Here is an 18,267-nt window from a genome sequence, read left to right as displayed (position 1 = left end):
AATTTTAAATTATAAGAAATACTTCTTATTTTTTTTCAATATTTGCTTTGATTGAAAAGGTTTCTTTACCATTTTCTGTATTTGTTGTCAAAGTAACGGTTTTGTTTTGCATTCCTGATTTACCTGCAGAATTAAACGATACTTTAATTGGAGCAGTTTCTCCTGGTTTTAAAGGTTGTTTTGGATAATCAGGTACTGTACAACCACATGATGCAGAAGCATTAGAAATAATCAAATCTGATTCTCCTAAATTAGTTACCATAAATTCTGTTTCAACTACAGCTCCTTCAGTAATTGTACCGAAATCATGCTCCATTTTATTCAATTGTACTTTTGGCATTTTTGAAGCCATTACAGCTTCTTCCGCTACTACTTTCATATCTTGCTCAGTAATCTTTGGAGCTGCATTTTCTTTACAAGCTGTCGCTAAAAATAAACCAGAAACTGCAACTAAACTTAACGCTTTTTTTAACATAGTTTTTGTTTTTTTTGAGGTTAAATAGTTATTATTTTACAAAAGTCCTCTACCGGCTTTTTGCAATTTATTTTCTTTTTGAAAGTCTTTAACAAGGTTGTCCAATATACCGTTGATAAAAATACTACTCTTCGGTGTAGAGTATTCTTTTGCAATCTCTAAATACTCATTAATAGTTACTTTTACCGGTATTGACGGAAACTTCAACAATTCGCAAATTGCCATTTTTAATATTATGGTATCCAATTCTGCAATTCGTTCTGCATCCCAATTTGGTGTTTTATCGATATATTCTTTAGACAACTCCGATTCGTTTAAAACTGTTCTTCTGAATAAAGTTTTCACAAATTCTTTATCGTCTTGATCTTTATATAATTTTGATAAAACAAAAGCGTCATCTGCACTTTTTAATTGCTTGATCTGTTTTAAAATCAACGTATTTACAGCAGGAACATCATCTAACCACGTTAACTTATGCTCCTCTAAATAATCATACAATCTTTCATTAGGCGCAATTACTTCAGAAAAGATATCAGCAATAAAATATTTATCCTCTTCAAAAGTTGTTGAAGGCTTACTTAAATATTTTTTATAAATATTACTTTCTTTAATAGCATCAATTAGACATAAAATGATATCATCATTCTTTTTCCAATTGTTAATGTTACGCTCATCTAAAGCCGCATTTAAAGTTTCACTATTTGCCAATGAAGCTAAAACACAATTTTCAACAAATCGTTTATTGGGATTGCGTTCTTCTTTAGTAGCTAAATATTTCTTTGAAGATAATTCTATGTATTCTTCTTCTTTGTTTTTTATTTCAACCAGAGCATCAAGCATTAAAAAATACAAATCTTGCATATTTTCAATACTTTGAAATAAAAACTTCTCCTCTTTTTCAAGGCTATCAGATTGATGTTGGTGCATAGCATAAATACTTTGCATCACTTTTACTCGAATATGTCTTCTGTTTAACATACTATTATAAGAACTTTTAAAAATTAAGAAAGCGAAAGAATAATTCTTTCGCTTTGCAAAAATACAACATTATTTAAATATTGCTTATTTCTGTAACTCATTTTTTCTATCGTCAATACGTTTTTGCGCAATTGACAAAGCTGCTTGATGCGTTGTAATACTGTTTTTATCAGCAAAATCGAAAATCTCAAGTGCAGTATTATAGATATTCTCTGTTTTTTCCATAACCTGAGCATTAGTCCATTTCACTAATTCAGAGTACACATTGATAACACCACCAGCATTAATTAAGAAATCAGGAGCATATAAAATACCTCTTTCTTTTAATAATTTACCGTGTACTGCTTCATTTGCCAATTGGTTATTTGCAGCACCTGCAATAATTGAAGCTTTAATGTTATTGATAGTATCATCATTAATTGTAGCACCTAAAGCACAAGGAGCATAAATATCAACATCTGCACCATATAAATCTCCACCAGCAAATACTTTAGCACCATATTTTGCAGCTACTTGATGTGTTCTCTCTTCATTGATATCTGTAACTGTAACAAGTGCTCCACTTTCTGCCAAGTGTTTCACCAAAACTTCACCTACGTGACCAATACCTTGAACTAAAACTCTTTTTCCTTCTAAATTATCAGAACCGAATTTGTATTTGGCAGCAGCTTTCATTCCCATAAAAACACCGTAAGCTGTTACTGGAGATGGGTTACCAGAACCTCCTTTTTCTACTGAAATACCCGCTACGTGCTTCGTAACTTCGCTTACAATATCCATATCTTTAGTTTCCATTCCAACATCTTCTGCTGTAATATATTTTCCAGATAAAGAATCTACAAACTGACCAAATCTAGTCATTAACTCAGGAGTCTTCTCCGTTTTAGCATCACCGATGATAACTGCTTTACCACCACCTAAATTTAATCCAGAGATAGAATTTTTAAAAGTCATACCACGTGATAAACGCAATACGTCATTTAAAGCTTCCCACTCGTTTGTATATTTCCACATTCTTGTTCCACCCAAAGCTGGACCTAAAACTGTGTTATGAATACCTATTATTGCTTTTAAACCTGTATCTTTGTCATGGCAAAAAACAACTTGTTCATGACCATCAAATGAAAGTTGTCCGAATACAGGGTCAACTTTATGAAGTTCGTTTGCTTTTAATAAATCTGTTGTCATGTAATTATATCTTGTAAATTATTCAAAAATTGAACGCAATATTACGCATAAAATTAAAATTATTCAAAATTTTATATTTATTTTAATAATTTGATAATTAATAACTTACTACTTTTGAAATATTTTTGATACAAATTCATCAACATATTAAGTTTTTTTAACACAACATCAACATTTATCATTATTTTAAATGAAAGAATTACAATATTTAAACAAATATTTTATAAAATATAAATATCGCTTTTTACTAGGCATCATTATTACCATTGCGGCTCAAATATTTAAATTATATGTCCCAAAATTCTTTGGCGACTCTTTGCGAGCTATCGAGAATAGCGGAATTACTAAAGAAACTGCTTATAAAATTCTAGTTGACAACTTTTTACTTACTGTGGCCGCAGCATTAATAGGTGGCTTTTTAACTTTTTTGATGCGCCAAACTTTGATTGTAATGTCACGACACATTGAATTTGATTTAAAAAATGAAATCTACAATCACTACCAAATTTTAACACAAAACTTCTACAAACAAAACCGAACCGGTGATTTAATGAGTCGCATTAGTGAAGATGTAAGTAAAGTACGAATGTATGTTGGTCCTTCAGTAATGTATTCAATTAATACATTAATTGTATTTGTAGTAGTAATTATACAAATGGCTTTAATTTCACCCAAATTAACGTTTTTCTCATTATTACCCCTTCCGCTTTTATCATACGGTGTATTTAAGATTAGTTCACAAATTCACATTAAAAGTGGCATATTTCAACAAAACCTTTCAACGCTATCCTCTTTTACACAAGAAATTTTTTCAGGAATACGCGTTATAAAAGCATACGCCATTGAAGGTAAAAAGCAAGATGAATTTTACAATCTTACACAAGAAAGTAACGAAAAAGCAATGAGCTTAGCCAAAACCAATGCGCTTTTTGGCCCACTAATGATTTTATTGATTGGTTTAAGCAACTTAGTTGTGATTTATGTGGGGGGAACCATGTATATTAATGGCAGTATACCCGATATCGGAGTTATTGCACAGTTCATTTTATACATTAATATGTTAACATGGCCTGTTGCCTCCTTAGGTTGGGTTTCATCATTGGTTCAAGAAGCAGAAGCATCACAAAAAAGGATAAATGAATTTTTAAAAGTAGAACCTGAAATTCAAAATACCGTAACAACACATACTGATATAAAAGGGAAAATAGAATTTAAAAATGTAAGTTTTACGTATGATGATACAAATATAACCGCCTTAAAGCATATCAATTTTGAATTAACCCCAGGTGAAACACTTGCGATTTTAGGAAAAACAGGCTCCGGTAAATCAACCATTTTGAACCTCATTAGTCGTATGTATGATACTACGGAGGGAACTGTATTTATTGATAACACCCCAGTAAAGGAAATCAATCTTAATGATTTAAGAAACAATATAGGCGTAGTCCCTCAAGACGCGTTCTTATTCTCAGATTCTATAAAAAATAATATTAAGTTTGGTAAAGAAGACGCTACAGATGAAGAAGTAATTGACGCCGCTAAAAAAGCAGTAGTACATGAAAATATTGAAGCTTTTTCGAAAAAATACGATACAGTACTTGGCGAAAGGGGCATAACGTTATCCGGCGGACAAAAACAAAGAGTTTCCATAGCACGCGCCTTAATTAAAAACGCTCCTGTTCTACTATTAGATGATTGTTTAAGCGCGGTAGATACTGAAACTGAAGAAGCTATCTTAAATACCCTTACCGACTTCACTAAAGGCAAAACAACAGTAATTGTAAGTCATAGAATATCGTCTATTAAAAATGCTAATAAAATTATCATTCTTGACGAAGGTAAAATTATCCAACAAGGCACTCATAATCAATTATTAGCAACTGATGGATACTACAAAGACCTCTATTTAAAACAGCTTGCCGAAAAAGAAATTGTATAAAAAATTGCATTATAATATTTTTTTTTCGACTTTTGGTAAACTATAAAACTATTAATTGTATAGATTGGATTATGAGAGAACATGAAATGTTAGAACAAGAAGACATCTTTTCTAAGGTATTAAGAGCTGGTAGGAGAACTTACTTTTTTGATGTTAGATCTACCAAAGCGAATGACTATTACATTACTATTACAGAGAGTAAAAAATTTACAGAAGAAGATGGATCATACCATTTTAAAAAGCACAAAATCTACTTATACAAAGAAGACTTCGCTGCTTTTTCTGAAATTTTAAACGAAATGACCGATTTTGTTATCGACAATAAAGGTGAGGAAGTAATTTCTGAAAGACATCAAAGAGATTTCAAAAAAGAATCTTTTATGACTGAAGAAGAAGAAACAACACCATCTACAGAAAGTTTTACTAACGTAAGCTTTGATGATATTTAATTGTTAATTCAAACACAAATAAAAAGTCCGAATTAAATTCGGACTTTTTTATGCCATTTTCATACCGTTTTCCACTTTAAAATCAGGCGAAAGTAATACAACGTCTTTAGTATCATCACCTACCAAACCTAACACTAAGCATTCACTCATAAATTTACCAATTTGTTTCTTTGGAAAATTTACAACCGCGATAACTTGCTTACCAATTAACACCTCTTTTTCGTAGCGCTTGGTGATTTGAGCGGAAGACTTACGAATACCTATTTCTGATCCAAAATCAATTTGCAACTGATAGGCTGGATTACGAGCCTCTGGAAAATCGTTGACAGTTGTTATGGTACCGACTCTTATGTCGATTTTTTCAAAATCATTCCATGAAATTTCTGTTTTCATTTTTCTCTTTTTTTCAAAAATAAGAATTTTCAATCATTTTGTAACTTTATACTAATATTAACGTATAATAATAACAGTACTTTTTCAATGCACTTCCAAAAAACAATAAAATGGCGCAAACTCCCTCAAATATGACACCTCTTGGTACTAAAGCACCAGACTTTTTACTTCCAGCAACCAATTTTAATACCAATTTTAATTTTAGCGAATGCAAGGGTAATAAAGGTACTTTAGTTATTTTTATGTGCAACCACTGCCCTTTTGTATTGCACGTAATTGAAGAAATAGTTATGATTGCAAACGACTATCGCGTTCAAGGCATTGGGATTGTAGCTATATCGAGTAATGATATTGAAAAATATCCTCAAGATGGACCCGATAAAATGGCAGATTTTACGCTAACACATAAAATCGATTTTCCTTATTTGTACGATGAATCTCAAGAAGTAGCTAAAGCTTACGATGCAGCATGCACTCCCGATTTCTTTCTTTTCGACAATCAAGACAAATTGGTTTACCGTGGACAACTTGACGATTCAAGACCAGCCAATGCAATTCCAATAAGTGGCAGCGATTTACGTAATGCTATTGATGCCGTTATCTACAATCGTAAAATTGTAGAACCACAAAAACCTAGCATTGGTTGTAACATCAAATGGAAATAATTTTTCTAAAAGATGAAAGTTCAATTAGAATTAAACCTTGACTATTATCGTTTTCAAAACCTATTCTTAATCAATTTAGTTGTTTTAGCAATTAATATTGGCGTTACATTTTTTGAGAAAACAAGTATAATGTTAACAATTATACTAACTGTTCTTAATGTAATTTTTACTATTATCCTATTCTCAAAGAAAACTGTTTCCATTGAAAATGACACCATCTCATTGCTATTAACATTTTTAGGTTATCCAATACGAACCTTAAAAACATTATCGTTTTCCAATAAAAAAAGTATAAGTCATAAAAGTTTCATTAGTAAAAACAACTATCAAAAGGAAATATCATACAGACCAAGTTTACAATTATATGATCCAAGTTTACATGTCGATGAAGACATAATTGAACTTTATATTGACAACAATTACTTCACTACATTATACTCCAAAAAGACTTTTAAAAAGTTTATGCAACATATTGAAAATGTGAATTAAACATAAAAAACAATGCAATAAAATTCTTATCTTTAGTTTACACTAAAGTTGAATTGTATGGCACAAATGAAAAAAACATTTCTTTCACTTGCTTTTGGAGGACTTTTCTTTATGGTTCCCGGTTTGTTAATCTTCATGTTAATCATGAAAGCCATTCACCTATTAACACCTATTGGTTCCAAAATTTCAACATTTTTTGAACTTGAAACCATACTTGGTGAAATTGCCGTAATAACAATTTGCATTGTATTAATTCTTACCATCTGCTTTATAAGTGGAAGCTTTATACAAAAAGGCTTTTTTAAAAAGTGGAGTAATCGATTTGAAGAACAATTGTTTATTTTATTTCCTACCGTACAAACAATGCGCTACAGATTAGTAGGAGACCAAGAAATGGTCATCAATGAATTTTGGCATGCTGTAATTATTGCAGAAGATGATGATGTCTACAATATTGCTTTCATTACCGACTCAACTGACAAATTTTATACACTATACATACCAGATGCTCCAAAAATAGATGCAGGAGAAGTACGCTATGTTGCTAAAGATAAATTAACGTTTTATCCTATAACCACAAAGCAAGCAATGTCTTCTTTATACACTTTTGGAAAAGGGTTAGATATCGAAACCATTATTAAAGAAAATCAAAAAAATCGTTTAGAGTAAAAAACTACTACTTTTTTTCTAAGATAACTTCTATTGGTCTATTTGTTCTTGGTCCAAACATACGCGATTGACGTTCGTTTTCACTTGAACACAATACATACATGTTAAAACTCTGCAAGGGTATTGTTTGGGTTTTATAAACGCCAGCAGTATCTTCTATTTTTATACTAAAGTTTTCCGCCGGAAAAGTATTCGCAACCGATAGAAAATATTGATCTTTAGCATAGGGAAAAAAATAACGTTCTTTCTCCCCTTCTTTATTAATTAAATAGTTCTGTTTGAAAACCATTGGCTGGTTACTGTTATTCCAACTATAAGAATTATTCACATTAATAACTGCAGAACCATTTTCATTAACTACTGAAATTTTCAAAGTTGACACATTAACTACTTTTCCATCTTCATGCGCATCCACTACAAGATAAGAGGTAAAATCATAACCACAATGTTGTATTTGAGCTTCAGCAAAAAAAGCAGCTATAAAAAGGAGTAAAGAAAATATTTTTTTCATAAAAAAGGAATTTGGCTCATACTTCTCAAATCAAAATGCGAGCCAAAATGTATTTACAGATTCATTGTTACATAATTATACACCATATCTCTATCGTCATCAGAAAGTTTAGACTTTTTAGCCATACTATTCATAATTGGCGCCCAACGCTCTTTTGAATAACGACTTGGCTCAGGTAAATCATGACATTTACCACATTTATTATCGAAAATAGTTTTTCCTGCTGCAAGCTCTGGTGTCATTTCAATTGCTACAACCTCGGTTAATGTATGAGTTTTCGATTCTGCAACTGCCTTTTTACTTGACGAACAAGCAACTAGTAAGCCTATAATTGCAAATGTTCCTAATACTTTTAATTTCATAATGTAATTGGTTTGGGTAAAAATACAAAATCAATGGTTTCAGAAAAATATTTTTATTCCTTCTTCCAAAATACTTCTAATAAAAAATCCCGAAAGTAAAACCTCCGGGATTATATTATATAATAGATTAAAAAATCAAGGGTTATTTAACATCCATTAATTCAACATCGAATACTAAAGTTGCGTCTGGTGGAATTACTCCTCCTGCACCACGACTTCCATATCCTAAAAATGATGGAATTACAAAACGAGCTTTGTCACCTACTTTTAATAATGCAATACCTTCGTCCCATCCTTCAATAACTTGACCTACTCCTAATGTAAAATCAATTGGTTGTTTTCTTTTGTATGATGAGTCAAAAACCTGACCGTTATCTAAAGCTCCTTGGTAATGTACCGATACTTTCTTACCTTTTTCTGCTTGTTTACCACTACCTTTTTGGATGATTTGGTAACGTAAACCACTTTCTGTTTTTTGGAAACCTGCTGCCAATTTTTCTAAAGCCTCTTCTGCTAATCTTTTTTGTTCCGCTAATCTTTTTTCACGAGAACCTTCAAACGTTCTAAAAGCCTCAATTGCATTCCAGTTTTTAGCTTCGTCACCCACTCTGATAATTTCAATTGATTCGATAGCATCACCTTGCGCAACAACATCTACAATATCTTGTCCTTCAACTACGTGTCCGAATACAGAGTGCTTACCGTCTAACCATGGCGTTTCCACATGCGTAATGAAAAATTGAGAACCATTTGTTCCAGGTCCTGCATTCGCCATTGACAATACTCCTGGTTTATCATGACGTAACTCTGGATGAAACTCATCGTCAAATTTATATCCTGCATCTCCTGTTCCTGTTCCTTGTGGACAACCACCTTGAATCATAAAATCAGGAATTACTCTATGAAATTTTAAACCGTTATAATATGGAGTTCCCATTGGTTTTGCTGTATTTTCCAATTGACCTTCAGCCAATCCAACGAAATTACCAACAGTTCCAGGTGTTTTATCGTGCGTTAATTTTACTAAAATACTTCCCTTAGGCGTATTAAATTTTGCGTAAATACCGTCTTGCATTTTATTTTATTTTATTTTATTTAAATTATGATTGCAAAATTAGTGATTTTATTAGATATATAAAAGTAGCCAAAATACCCCATAAACCGATTACACTCTAAATTTCAACAATTTATAAAAGGATTACTTTTAAAACACTTTAGCGCCATAAAAACGCACACAAGTTTAAGATTATTTTAAGGTTTTAATTAAAATGTTCTGCATTTATATTTTTAAATTTACCATGCTTAAAAAAATTACAATGGAAAATTTAAAAGGGAAAAAAGCCATCATAACTGGTGGAAACAAAGGTCTAGGAAAGGCTACCGCTATTGCGCTTGCAAAAGAAGGTGTAGATGTAGCCATTACAGGGCGAAATGAAAATGAGTTACAAACAACCGTTAACGAATTGAAAAGTTTAGGTGTAAATGCCATTTATTCAGTTTTTGATGTTGCAAATTACGAAGCCGTTAAAAAAGGGATTCAAGAAATCATAACATCATTCAAAACTGTAGACATTCTTGTTAACAACGCTGGTATTGCAGCTTTTGGTTCATTTACTGATATGGATGTAGCTACTTGGTCAAATATTATTCAAACAAACGTTATGGGAATGTACTATGTTACTAAAGAAGTACTTCCGCATTTAATCGCTAAAAACGAAGGTGACATTATCAACGTTTCTTCAACTGCAGGATTAAATGGAAATGCTAATGTTTCAGCTTACTCGGCTTCAAAATTTGCTGTAATTGGACTTTCAGAATCTTTAATGAAAGAAGTTCGAAAAAACAACATTCGCGTTTGTACATTAACACCAAGTACAATCGCTTCAGATATGTCAATTTCATTAGGAATTGCTAAAAAAGAAGATGTAGATACTGTTTTACAACCTGAAGATTTTGCAGAGCTTATAGTTGCTGGATTAAAATTACCACGAAGAGCCATGTTAAAAGGAGCGTCGCTATGGTCTACTAATCCATAATAAAAGTTATAGCAATAACAAAAAATCCATAAGTAAGAAAAATATCTTACTTATGGACTTTTTTTATTATTTTTAGTTTGCTAATCAACTGTATAACTACACCATGAAATCCATTTATAATCCGGAAGATAATATTCAAATCATTGAACGCATCCAAAAACTAACTCCAGAATCAAAAGCGCTTTGGGGGAAAATGAGTGTCGATCAAATGATGAGTCATTGTATTGCTCCCATTGATGTTGCTTTTGGAAATTTGCCCTTAAAAGCAAATTTTATAATGCAAATATTGGGTAAAATATTAAAAAACAAAATTTTAAAGGCTCCTGATTTCAAAAAAAATAGTCCTACTGCTCCTTCATTTGTAAGAACTGGAACTTATGATTTTGAGACAACAAAAAACGAACTTATCAAAAAAGTAAAAAGATTTGCTGCCGAAGGCCACAATGTTATTGAAAATCAAACACATCCATTTTTTTGGTAAGATGTCTTATGAAGATTGGGACAAATTGCATTGGAAACATTTAGACCATCATTTGAAACAATTTAATGTTTAACTGACAATTGACAAATTCATCTATTTTAAACTTACTTTCATCGAAAAAAAATTAAAACTAAAAAAAATATAAACTATATTTAGATACGCTTTAACGAAGTCCCAAATAAATACAATTAAAAGACAATTAGTTCTAACCAAAAACAATCTTTTATGAAGAGTATTTATAATTTAAAAGACAACCAAGAAGTAATTGCACGTATTATGCAATTGACTCCGGACACCAAAGCTAAGTGGGGGAATACTACTGTAGATTATGTTTGCAAACATTCTCTTTTAGAGTTGGATATAGTTTTTGGCAAACAAGAAATCGAAGTCAACAAAGTAAAAAAAGCGCTGAGTACTTTCTTAAAAAACGAGTATTTAAAATGCCTTATTTACCAAGACAGCCAATCTTTTTACCGCAGAAAAAGAGAAAAAGACTCTGATTTTAACGAATTAAAACACGAATTAATTCAAAAAGTGGGTCGCATCGGTAGTCAAGGTAAACATGCAATTATGAAGTTACACCACCCTTTTTGGGGAAAAATGACTTATGGTAAATGGGATCGATTAATCTACAATTACCTTGACAATCATCTAAGACAATTTGGCGTTTGATAATTTTGTAGCGTTCATACTTTGGTTTCAGTTGTAAAGTTGATTAAATTTGCAACCAAATGTTTACTGCAAAACATTTTAATTGAAACAGAAAACAATGCGCATCGATATTATTACTGTATTACCTGAACTTATCAGAAGTCCGTTTGAAGCTTCAATACTTAAAAGAGCAATCGAAAAAGGACTCGTAGAAGTTCACTTCCACAATTTAAGAGATTATACTACTAACAAACAAAAAAGTGTTGACGACTATCAATTTGGTGGTGGCGCTGGTATGGTAATGAGTATTCAACCCATTGATGATTGCATATCAAAACTTAAGAGCGAACGCAAATACGATGAAGTTATCTACATGACTCCAGACGGCGAAACTTTAAATCAAGGGATTGCAAACGGAATGTCATTATTAAAAAACATCATTATACTTTGTGGACACTACAAAGGGGTTGACCAACGTGTTCGTGATAATTTCGTTACTCGTGAAATTTCAATTGGCGATTATGTGTTATCAGGTGGAGAATTAGGTGCCGCTGTACTTTGTGATAGCATCATCCGATTAATCCCAGGTGTATTGAGTAATGAAACATCTGCTTTAACCGATAGCTTCCAAGACAATTTACTTTCCCCTCCTATTTACACACGACCTGCAGATTACAAAGGGTGGAAAGTGCCTGAAATTCTCTTAAGTGGAAATTTTCCAAAGATTGAAGAATGGCGTGAGCAAAAAGCGTATGAACATACAAAAAACAGACGTCCCGACTTATTAGACGAGTAATCGAGAGGATAAGTTTTTGGAGTTTGATTAAAAATCAAATGAAATATTGCAAAAATTTGATAATTATTTCTTAATTTTGCACCCACATTTGGACTAACCTCTGGCGATGGACGTGTATGTTACTCTGAATCAAACGTTTATTTTATTAAAAATGGCAAATTTAGTAGATTTCGTACAAAGCGAATTCGTAACGAAAAAAGATTTTCCTCAATTCAACTCAGGTGATACTATCACTGTGTACTATGAAATTAAAGAGGGTGAAAAAACTAGAACTCAGTTCTTTAAAGGGGTTGTAATCCAAAAAAGAGGTTCTGGTATGACTGAAACTTTTACTATCCGTAAAATGTCTGGTGCTGTAGGTGTTGAGCGTATCTTCCCAGTAAACATGCCAGCTTTACAGAAAATTGAAGTAAACCAAAGAGGTAAAGTTCGTAGAGCTCGTATCTTCTACTTCAGAGAACTTACTGGTAAAAAAGCTAAAATTAAAGAAAAAAGAAGAGGTTAATCTTCTATTTCTGAGAGATAAAAGTCGTAACAATTGTTACGACTTTTTTTATTCCATAAAAATTATATTTGTTTTTTAGCAATTTCCTAAAATGAAATCCAAATATTGCGAATTTGAAAATTCAAACGTTTTCGTTTCTAGTAACTTAAAAAAATCCTCTCATTTTCGTATATTTGCTCGGCTTAAAAAAACAAACAACCTAAAAATATTTATTCATGTCAAATCCTACAAAGATCATTTATACGATTACGGATGAAGCTCCTATGTTGGCTACACATTCGTTTTTACCTATTGTTAAGGCTTTCTCTAAACCCGCAAATATCACATTAGAAACTAGAGATATTTCGTTAGCAGGAAGAATTTTAGCAAACTTTCCAGAATTCTTAAATGAAGATCAAAAAATAGGTGATGCTTTAACAGAGCTAGGTGAATTAGCAACTACTCCTGAAGCAAACATCATCAAATTACCAAATATTTCGGCTTCTGTACCGCAATTAAAAGCGGCAATTGCTGAATTGCAATCACAAGGTTATGCAATACCAAGCTACCCAGAAGAAGCCAAAACAGATGAAGATAAAGCTATCAAAGCAAAATATGCTAAAGTTTTAGGTTCTGCAGTAAATCCAGTTTTACGTGAAGGTAACTCTGACCGTAGAGCGCCGAAAGCGGTTAAAAACTACGCAAAAGCTCACCCACACTCAATGGGAGCTTGGACATCTGATTCAAAATCGCATGTCGCACATATGTCGGAAGGTGATTTTTACGGAACTGAAAAATCAGTTACAATTAATGAAGCAGGAAGTTTTACAATTGAGTTTACTGATGCAAACGGAGCAACAACTTTATTAAAAGACAAGTCAGCTTTAAAAGCTGGTGAAATCATTGACTGTTCTGTAATGAACATGAACAAATTAAGAGCATTTATTGCTGAGCAAGTTGCAGATGCAAAAGCAAAAGGTGTTTTATTTTCAGTGCACTTAAAAGCAACAATGATGAAGATCTCTGATCCTATTCTTTTCAGTGCTTTTGTTGAAGTATATTTCAAAGATGTATTCGCTAAATATGCTGACATATTCAAAAAATTAGGTGTAGATACACGTAATGGTTTAGGAGATGTTTACGCAAAAATTAACGGTCAACCTGAGCAAGCTGAAGTAGAAGCTGCTTTAAATGCTGCTATCGAAAATGGTCCAGCACTTGCAATGGTAAACTCGGATAAAGGGATTACAAACTTACACGTACCTTCAGATGTAATTATCGATGCTTCTATGCCTGCGATGATTCGTAACTCTGGGCAAATGTGGAATGCTGAAGGTAAATCACAAGATACTAAAGCTATTATCCCAGACAGATGTTATGCAGGTGTTTACCAAGCTACAATCGATTTCTGCAAAGAAAATGGAGCTTTAGACCCAAAAACTATGGGAAGTGTCCCAAATGTTGGTTTGATGGCACAAAAAGCAGAAGAATATGGTTCACACGATAAAACTTTCCAAATGGCTGCAAACGGAACTGTTTCTGTTAAAGATGCAAACGGAAACGTTTTAATGGAGCAAACTGTTGAAGCCGGTGACATCTTCAGAATGTGTCAAGTAAAAGATGCGCCTATTCAAGACTGGGTAAAACTAGCGGTTAATCGTGCAAAAGCTACAGGTTCTCCAGCAGTTTTCTGGTTGGATGAAAACAGAGCTCACGACAGACAAATTATTGAAAAAGTAAACACTTACCTTAAAAACTACGATTTAACAGGTTTAGATATTCACATTATGAATCCTGTTAATGCAACTAAATTCTCTTTAGAGCGAATTGTAAAAGGCTTAGATACAATTTCTGTTACAGGAAACGTTTTACGTGACTATTTAACTGATTTATTCCCAATTTTAGAAGTAGGAACTTCTGCAAAAATGTTATCAATTGTTCCATTAATGAACGGTGGAGGATTGTTTGAAACAGGTGCAGGTGGATCAGCTCCTAAACACATTGAGCAATTTATTGAAGAAGGATACTTACGTTGGGATTCTTTGGGAGAGTTCTTAGCATTAGGTGTTTCTTATGAGCACTTAGGTTCTACTTTCAACAATCCTAAAGCTTTAGTTTTATCGGAAACATTAGATCAAGCGACTGAAAAATTCTTAGAAACAGACAAATCTCCAGCTCGTAAAATTGGAAGTATAGACAATAGAGGTTCACATTTCTATTTAGCATTATATTGGGCACAAGCTTTAGCTAACCAGAATAATGATACTGAATTAAAAGCTATCTTTACTCCTATTGCAACAGAATTAACAGCAAACGAAGCAAAAATCAACGAGGAATTAATTGCTGCTCAAGGTAAACCACAACAAATTGGAGGTTACTATCATCCAAACTTTGAGTTAACAGACAAAGCAATGCGTCCAAGTACAACTTTGAATACAATCTTAGCTAAATTAAACTAAGAAAGCTATAACAAAAAAGCCGACCATTAGGTCGGCTTTTTTTATACAATATAATTTTTATTTTGAACTTTCTATAGGTTTACGATATTCAATTACAAATTTGGCTGCAACACCTTGTTTTAAATTCCAATCGTTGTTTATAATCAAATTATTATTACTGTCATAAATAGCAAAATTTGCAGTATTAGGACCAGCTGTACCTTGATTTAAAGCTAAAATATCCAATAAATTTTCACCTTCTCTCAAATCAATGTAATACGATTTATAGGAAGAACCCAATGTAATATTATTGACCGTAATTGTACTATTTAAAAGAATTTGAACTCTATCCCCATCGGGATCAGCAAAATCACGTGCCATAATTTTTATAATGGGTGTGTTCACGACAAATTTTCCAAAAAAAACATCTTCCCAACTCCCTTCTTTAGCAATTTCTCCATTTAATTTATCGCGAATAATATCTCCTGGATTTTTAAAATCAGTAGAAGTATCCAAAATACTTTTTGAAGGCTCGTCACTTTTATTTAATATGGAGTACTTGCTTAAATTACCATCTCCCTTATCAAACATACTTTTGTACTCTAGAGATGGTAAATTGGAATTTGGTGACTCATTTGATTTTTCAAATGGATTTTTTAATTCAAGCCGAATGGGCTGTTGTTTTTTATCCAACTGCGCCGATATCTTAACAGACATTAAAAAAATAAAAAGAATAAAAAATCGCATCTAAAATAATTATTATAACAAATCTATTAAAAACAAATAATCACCGCTATAAATTAACCAATGATTAACATGTGTTTTCTTGAAAAAACAGTGAAAACTAAAAATATTTTTTGAAATTTGTAATCAAACAATATACCATGTTTCAAAATAAACAATTTCTTCTCACATTTTACGTCTTTTTAATAGGACATTTTTTGATTGCGCAAGAAAAATTCATCTTAAGTGGCACCGTTACAGATGTCAATACTGGTGAAACCTTAATTGGTGTTAACATCGTTATTCCCGAACTAAACACAGGAACAGTTACCAATACCTATGGTTTTTATTCTATTACATTACCCAAAGGGAAATACAACTTAACAGTAAGTTATTTGGGTTTTAACACTTATCAAGAAACAATTGACTTAAACGAAAACATGCGAAAAAATATCGCTATTGAAGAAAGTAGTCAACAATTAGAAGAAATTGTAGTTTCAACAAATACTAAAAAAATTAACATTCAAAAACCGGAAATGAGTGTTAACAAATTATCGATTTCAACCATTAAAGAAATGCCAGTTTTATTGGGTGAAGTAGATATTATAAAGTCCTTGCTATTACTTCCGGGTGTTACAAATGCGGGTGAAGGACAATCGGGTTTTAATGTTCGAGGTGGTGCAGCAGATCAAAACCTCGTTTTGATGGATGAAGCGACACTTTATAACACATCACACGTATTCGGACTCTTTTCCGTTTTTAACGCGGATGCAATTAAAGATTTAAAACTATACAAAGGAGGTATTCCTTCTCGTTTCGGAGGTCGTGTTGCTTCGGTTTTAGATATTTATCAAAAAGAGGGTAATAATACTAAATTCCACATGAGTGGTGGTATTGGTTTAATATCAAGTCGCCTACTTGCAGAAGGACCAATAGTAAAAGACAAAAGTTCGTTTCTAATTGCAGGAAGAGGTTCTTATGCCCATTTGTTTTTAAAGTTAACCGATAATAAAAACTCTGCCTATTTTTACGATTTAAACACGAAGTTAAACTATAAATTTAACGATAATAACAACCTTTATCTGTCGGGATACTTTGGTCGGGATATTTTTACATTAAATGAATCATTTTCTAATACTTATGGAAATACAACCGTTAATCTAAGATGGAATCATTTATTCTCAGAAAAAATATTTTCAAATCTATCGTTAATCTATAGTGATTATTACTACGGATTGACACTCGATTTTATTGGTTTTAACTGGGAATCAGGTATTAAAAATTACAATTTAAAATACGACTTCAAACATTATTTATCTGACAAACTAGATTTAAACTATGGAATCAACTTTACCAAATATGATTTAAATCCAGGAACTATTGAGCCTATAGATGATGATTCTTCTATAAACTATCGACAATTGGATAAAAAGTTTGCCTACGAAACTGCCATTTATGCTGCTGCAGAACAAAAGCTATCGGAAAAATTAAATATTTCATACGGCTTACGTTTGAGCTATTTTAATCGTATCGGCCAATCTACGGTAAACTATTACGAAAATAATCAACCTGTTTTCTATGATGAAGAACTTAAGATTTACGAAAAAGCAACACCAATTGCTACAGAATACTTCAGTTCAAATCAGTCTATTGCTAGCTACTCAAACTTAGAACCTCGATTTACGCTTTCTTATGAAATTGATAGTAATCAAGCAATAAAAGCCAATTACAACCGTATGACACAATACATGCAATTGGTCTCCAATACGGCCTCTCCTACACCACTAGATGTTTGGACTCCGAGTGATAACTATATTAAACCACAAATTGCTGATCAAGTAGCTGTTGGCTACTTTAAAAATTTTGATGAAGGAAATTACACCCTTGAAGTAGAGAGTTTTTACAAAAAGGTTAAAAACAGAATTGATTATATTGATGGTGCAGACCTAATTGCAAATGATGCTATTGAACAAGTCGTTTTGAATGGAAGAATGCGTTCCTATGGTTTAGAGATTTTAGCCAAAAAGAACAATGGTAAATTAAACGGTTGGATAGCTTATACCCTTTCAAGGTCTGAACAACAAACACCTGGCCGTACTACAACTGAAGTAGGTATTAACAATGGAGAATGGTACAAATCAGCCTATGATAAAACACATAATTTAGCTGTAACGGGAAGCTATAAATTAAATAAAAAGTGGAATTTTGGTGCTAATTTCATTTTACAGTCGGGACAACCGGTAACTTTTCCAACAGGAAAATACGTGTTCCAAGGTGTTACCGTACCTAGTTATAATTCAAGAAATGAGAACAGACTTCCTACCTATCATCGTTTAGATATTTCGGCAACTTTGATTCCGAAAAATCAAGAAAATCGAAAATTCACTCGCGAATGGGTTTTTGGAATTTATAATGTATACAGTCGCTACAACGCTGCTTCAATCAGTTTTAGAGAAAATCAAGATACAGGTGTAAATGAAGCCGTAAAACTATCCATCTTTGGTATAGTACCATCGGTTACTTTTAACTTCAAATTTTAG

General features: G+C 32.3%; 21 protein-coding genes. 13 read left to right on the top strand and 8 right to left on the bottom strand.

Features of this window, described 5'->3' with window-relative positions; genetic code table 11:
* Window positions 1–25 precede the first annotated feature (25 nt).
* From ACFS5J_RS11615 to ACFS5J_RS11605, 3 genes are all read right to left on the bottom strand, one after another.
* Complete coding sequence (locus tag ACFS5J_RS11615; protein WP_379812362.1) at window positions 26–475, bottom strand: DUF1573 domain-containing protein; 450 nt, start codon at window positions 473–475, stop codon at window positions 26–28.
* Between the two features lie 36 nt (window positions 476–511).
* Window positions 512–1,453, bottom strand: coding sequence for a transcription antitermination factor NusB (nusB, locus tag ACFS5J_RS11610; RefSeq protein WP_379812360.1), 942 nt, complete (start codon window positions 1,451–1,453; stop codon window positions 512–514).
* Between the two features lie 84 nt (window positions 1,454–1,537).
* Window positions 1,538–2,641, bottom strand: a complete 1,104-nt coding sequence (locus tag ACFS5J_RS11605) for a Glu/Leu/Phe/Val dehydrogenase dimerization domain-containing protein (protein WP_379812359.1) — start codon at window positions 2,639–2,641, stop codon at window positions 1,538–1,540.
* Between the two features lie 190 nt (window positions 2,642–2,831).
* Between ACFS5J_RS11605 and ACFS5J_RS11600 the strand changes: the two genes are divergently transcribed.
* Together ACFS5J_RS11600 and ACFS5J_RS11595 are read left to right on the top strand one after the other, a co-directional pair.
* Window positions 2,832–4,580 carry an ABC transporter ATP-binding protein gene (locus tag ACFS5J_RS11600; protein WP_379812358.1) on the top strand — a complete coding sequence of 583 codons (1,749 nt, stop codon included), beginning with the start codon at window positions 2,832–2,834 and terminating at the stop codon, window positions 4,578–4,580.
* A gap of 71 nt (window positions 4,581–4,651) precedes the next feature.
* Window positions 4,652–5,029: a PUR family DNA/RNA-binding protein gene (locus tag ACFS5J_RS11595; RefSeq protein ID WP_379812357.1), complete on the top strand. Its 378-nt coding sequence runs from the start codon at window positions 4,652–4,654 to the stop codon at window positions 5,027–5,029.
* Between the two features lie 48 nt (window positions 5,030–5,077).
* Here ACFS5J_RS11595 and ACFS5J_RS11590 read toward each other — a convergent pair whose 3' ends face one another.
* Entirely contained in the window at window positions 5,078–5,422 is a 345-nt protein-coding gene (locus tag ACFS5J_RS11590; protein ID WP_379812356.1) for a tRNA-binding protein, read from the bottom strand.
* A 110-nt stretch (window positions 5,423–5,532) separates the two neighbouring features.
* Between ACFS5J_RS11590 and ACFS5J_RS11585 the strand changes: the two genes are divergently transcribed.
* The 3 genes from ACFS5J_RS11585 to ACFS5J_RS11575 all read left to right on the top strand — a co-directional run bounded on the left by ACFS5J_RS11585 (window position 5,533) and on the right by ACFS5J_RS11575 (window position 7,245).
* On the top strand, window positions 5,533–6,087 hold the full coding sequence (locus tag ACFS5J_RS11585) for a thioredoxin family protein (protein WP_379812355.1): 555 nt from the start codon (window positions 5,533–5,535) through the stop codon (window positions 6,085–6,087).
* A gap of 12 nt (window positions 6,088–6,099) precedes the next feature.
* Window positions 6,100–6,576 (top strand): hypothetical protein, encoded by a 477-nt coding sequence (locus ACFS5J_RS11580; protein ID WP_379812354.1) that lies wholly within the window; start codon window positions 6,100–6,102, stop codon window positions 6,574–6,576.
* A gap of 66 nt (window positions 6,577–6,642) precedes the next feature.
* Complete coding sequence (locus tag ACFS5J_RS11575) at window positions 6,643–7,245, top strand: hypothetical protein (protein WP_379812353.1); 603 nt, start codon at window positions 6,643–6,645, stop codon at window positions 7,243–7,245.
* A 7-nt stretch (window positions 7,246–7,252) separates the two neighbouring features.
* On the opposite strand, the gene ACFS5J_RS11570 is transcribed toward ACFS5J_RS11575, so the two are convergent.
* The 3 genes from ACFS5J_RS11570 to ACFS5J_RS11560 form a co-directional block, all read right to left on the bottom strand.
* Window positions 7,253–7,756 (bottom strand): hypothetical protein, encoded by a 504-nt coding sequence (locus ACFS5J_RS11570; RefSeq protein WP_379812352.1) that lies wholly within the window; start codon window positions 7,754–7,756, stop codon window positions 7,253–7,255.
* Window positions 7,757–7,809: 53 nt separating this feature from the next.
* A complete protein-coding gene (locus tag ACFS5J_RS11565) occupies window positions 7,810–8,118 on the bottom strand; it encodes a cytochrome c (protein WP_379812351.1) in 309 nt (102 codons plus the stop codon).
* A 142-nt stretch (window positions 8,119–8,260) separates the two neighbouring features.
* Window positions 8,261–9,193 (bottom strand): peptidylprolyl isomerase, encoded by a 933-nt coding sequence (locus ACFS5J_RS11560; protein ID WP_379812349.1) that lies wholly within the window; start codon window positions 9,191–9,193, stop codon window positions 8,261–8,263.
* A gap of 241 nt (window positions 9,194–9,434) precedes the next feature.
* Between ACFS5J_RS11560 and ACFS5J_RS11555 the strand changes: the two genes are divergently transcribed.
* The 7 genes from ACFS5J_RS11555 to ACFS5J_RS11525 all read left to right on the top strand — a co-directional run bounded on the left by ACFS5J_RS11555 (window position 9,435) and on the right by ACFS5J_RS11525 (window position 15,025).
* Window positions 9,435–10,154 (top strand): 3-ketoacyl-ACP reductase, encoded by a 720-nt coding sequence (locus tag ACFS5J_RS11555; RefSeq protein ID WP_379812348.1) that lies wholly within the window; start codon window positions 9,435–9,437, stop codon window positions 10,152–10,154.
* 103 nt (window positions 10,155–10,257) lie between these two features.
* A complete protein-coding gene (locus ACFS5J_RS11550; protein WP_379812347.1) occupies window positions 10,258–10,635 on the top strand; it encodes a hypothetical protein in 378 nt (125 codons plus the stop codon).
* Complete coding sequence (locus tag ACFS5J_RS11545) at window positions 10,598–10,708, top strand: DUF1569 domain-containing protein (protein WP_379812345.1); 111 nt, start codon at window positions 10,598–10,600, stop codon at window positions 10,706–10,708. Before ACFS5J_RS11550 ends, ACFS5J_RS11545 begins: the two co-directional genes overlap by 38 nt.
* Before the next feature lie 152 nt (window positions 10,709–10,860).
* Window positions 10,861–11,307 carry a hypothetical protein gene (locus ACFS5J_RS11540; RefSeq protein WP_379812344.1) on the top strand — a complete coding sequence of 149 codons (447 nt, stop codon included), beginning with the start codon at window positions 10,861–10,863 and terminating at the stop codon, window positions 11,305–11,307.
* A 97-nt stretch (window positions 11,308–11,404) separates the two neighbouring features.
* A complete protein-coding gene (trmD, locus tag ACFS5J_RS11535; RefSeq protein WP_379812516.1) occupies window positions 11,405–12,082 on the top strand; it encodes a tRNA (guanosine(37)-N1)-methyltransferase TrmD in 678 nt (225 codons plus the stop codon).
* Window positions 12,083–12,233: 151 nt separating this feature from the next.
* Complete coding sequence (gene rplS, locus ACFS5J_RS11530) at window positions 12,234–12,587, top strand: 50S ribosomal protein L19 (protein ID WP_379812343.1); 354 nt, start codon at window positions 12,234–12,236, stop codon at window positions 12,585–12,587.
* Between the two features lie 215 nt (window positions 12,588–12,802).
* Window positions 12,803–15,025, top strand: a complete 2,223-nt coding sequence (locus tag ACFS5J_RS11525) for an NADP-dependent isocitrate dehydrogenase (protein ID WP_379812342.1) — start codon at window positions 12,803–12,805, stop codon at window positions 15,023–15,025.
* A gap of 57 nt (window positions 15,026–15,082) precedes the next feature.
* On the opposite strand, the gene ACFS5J_RS11520 is transcribed toward ACFS5J_RS11525, so the two are convergent.
* The gene (locus ACFS5J_RS11520) at window positions 15,083–15,721 is read right to left on the bottom strand and encodes a hypothetical protein (protein WP_379812341.1); all 639 of its coding nucleotides are present in this window, start codon (window positions 15,719–15,721) and stop codon (window positions 15,083–15,085) included.
* A gap of 167 nt (window positions 15,722–15,888) precedes the next feature.
* Between ACFS5J_RS11520 and ACFS5J_RS11515 the strand changes: the two genes are divergently transcribed.
* Window positions 15,889–18,267 (top strand): TonB-dependent receptor, encoded by a 2,379-nt coding sequence (locus ACFS5J_RS11515; RefSeq protein ID WP_379812340.1) that lies wholly within the window; start codon window positions 15,889–15,891, stop codon window positions 18,265–18,267.

The organism is Flavobacterium chuncheonense, from assembly GCF_042686145.1.
Lineage (GTDB): Bacteria > Bacteroidota > Bacteroidia > Flavobacteriales > Flavobacteriaceae > Flavobacterium > Flavobacterium chuncheonense.
Note: the sequence above shows the minus strand (reverse complement) of the source record. Positions and strands in the feature narration are given on the sequence as shown.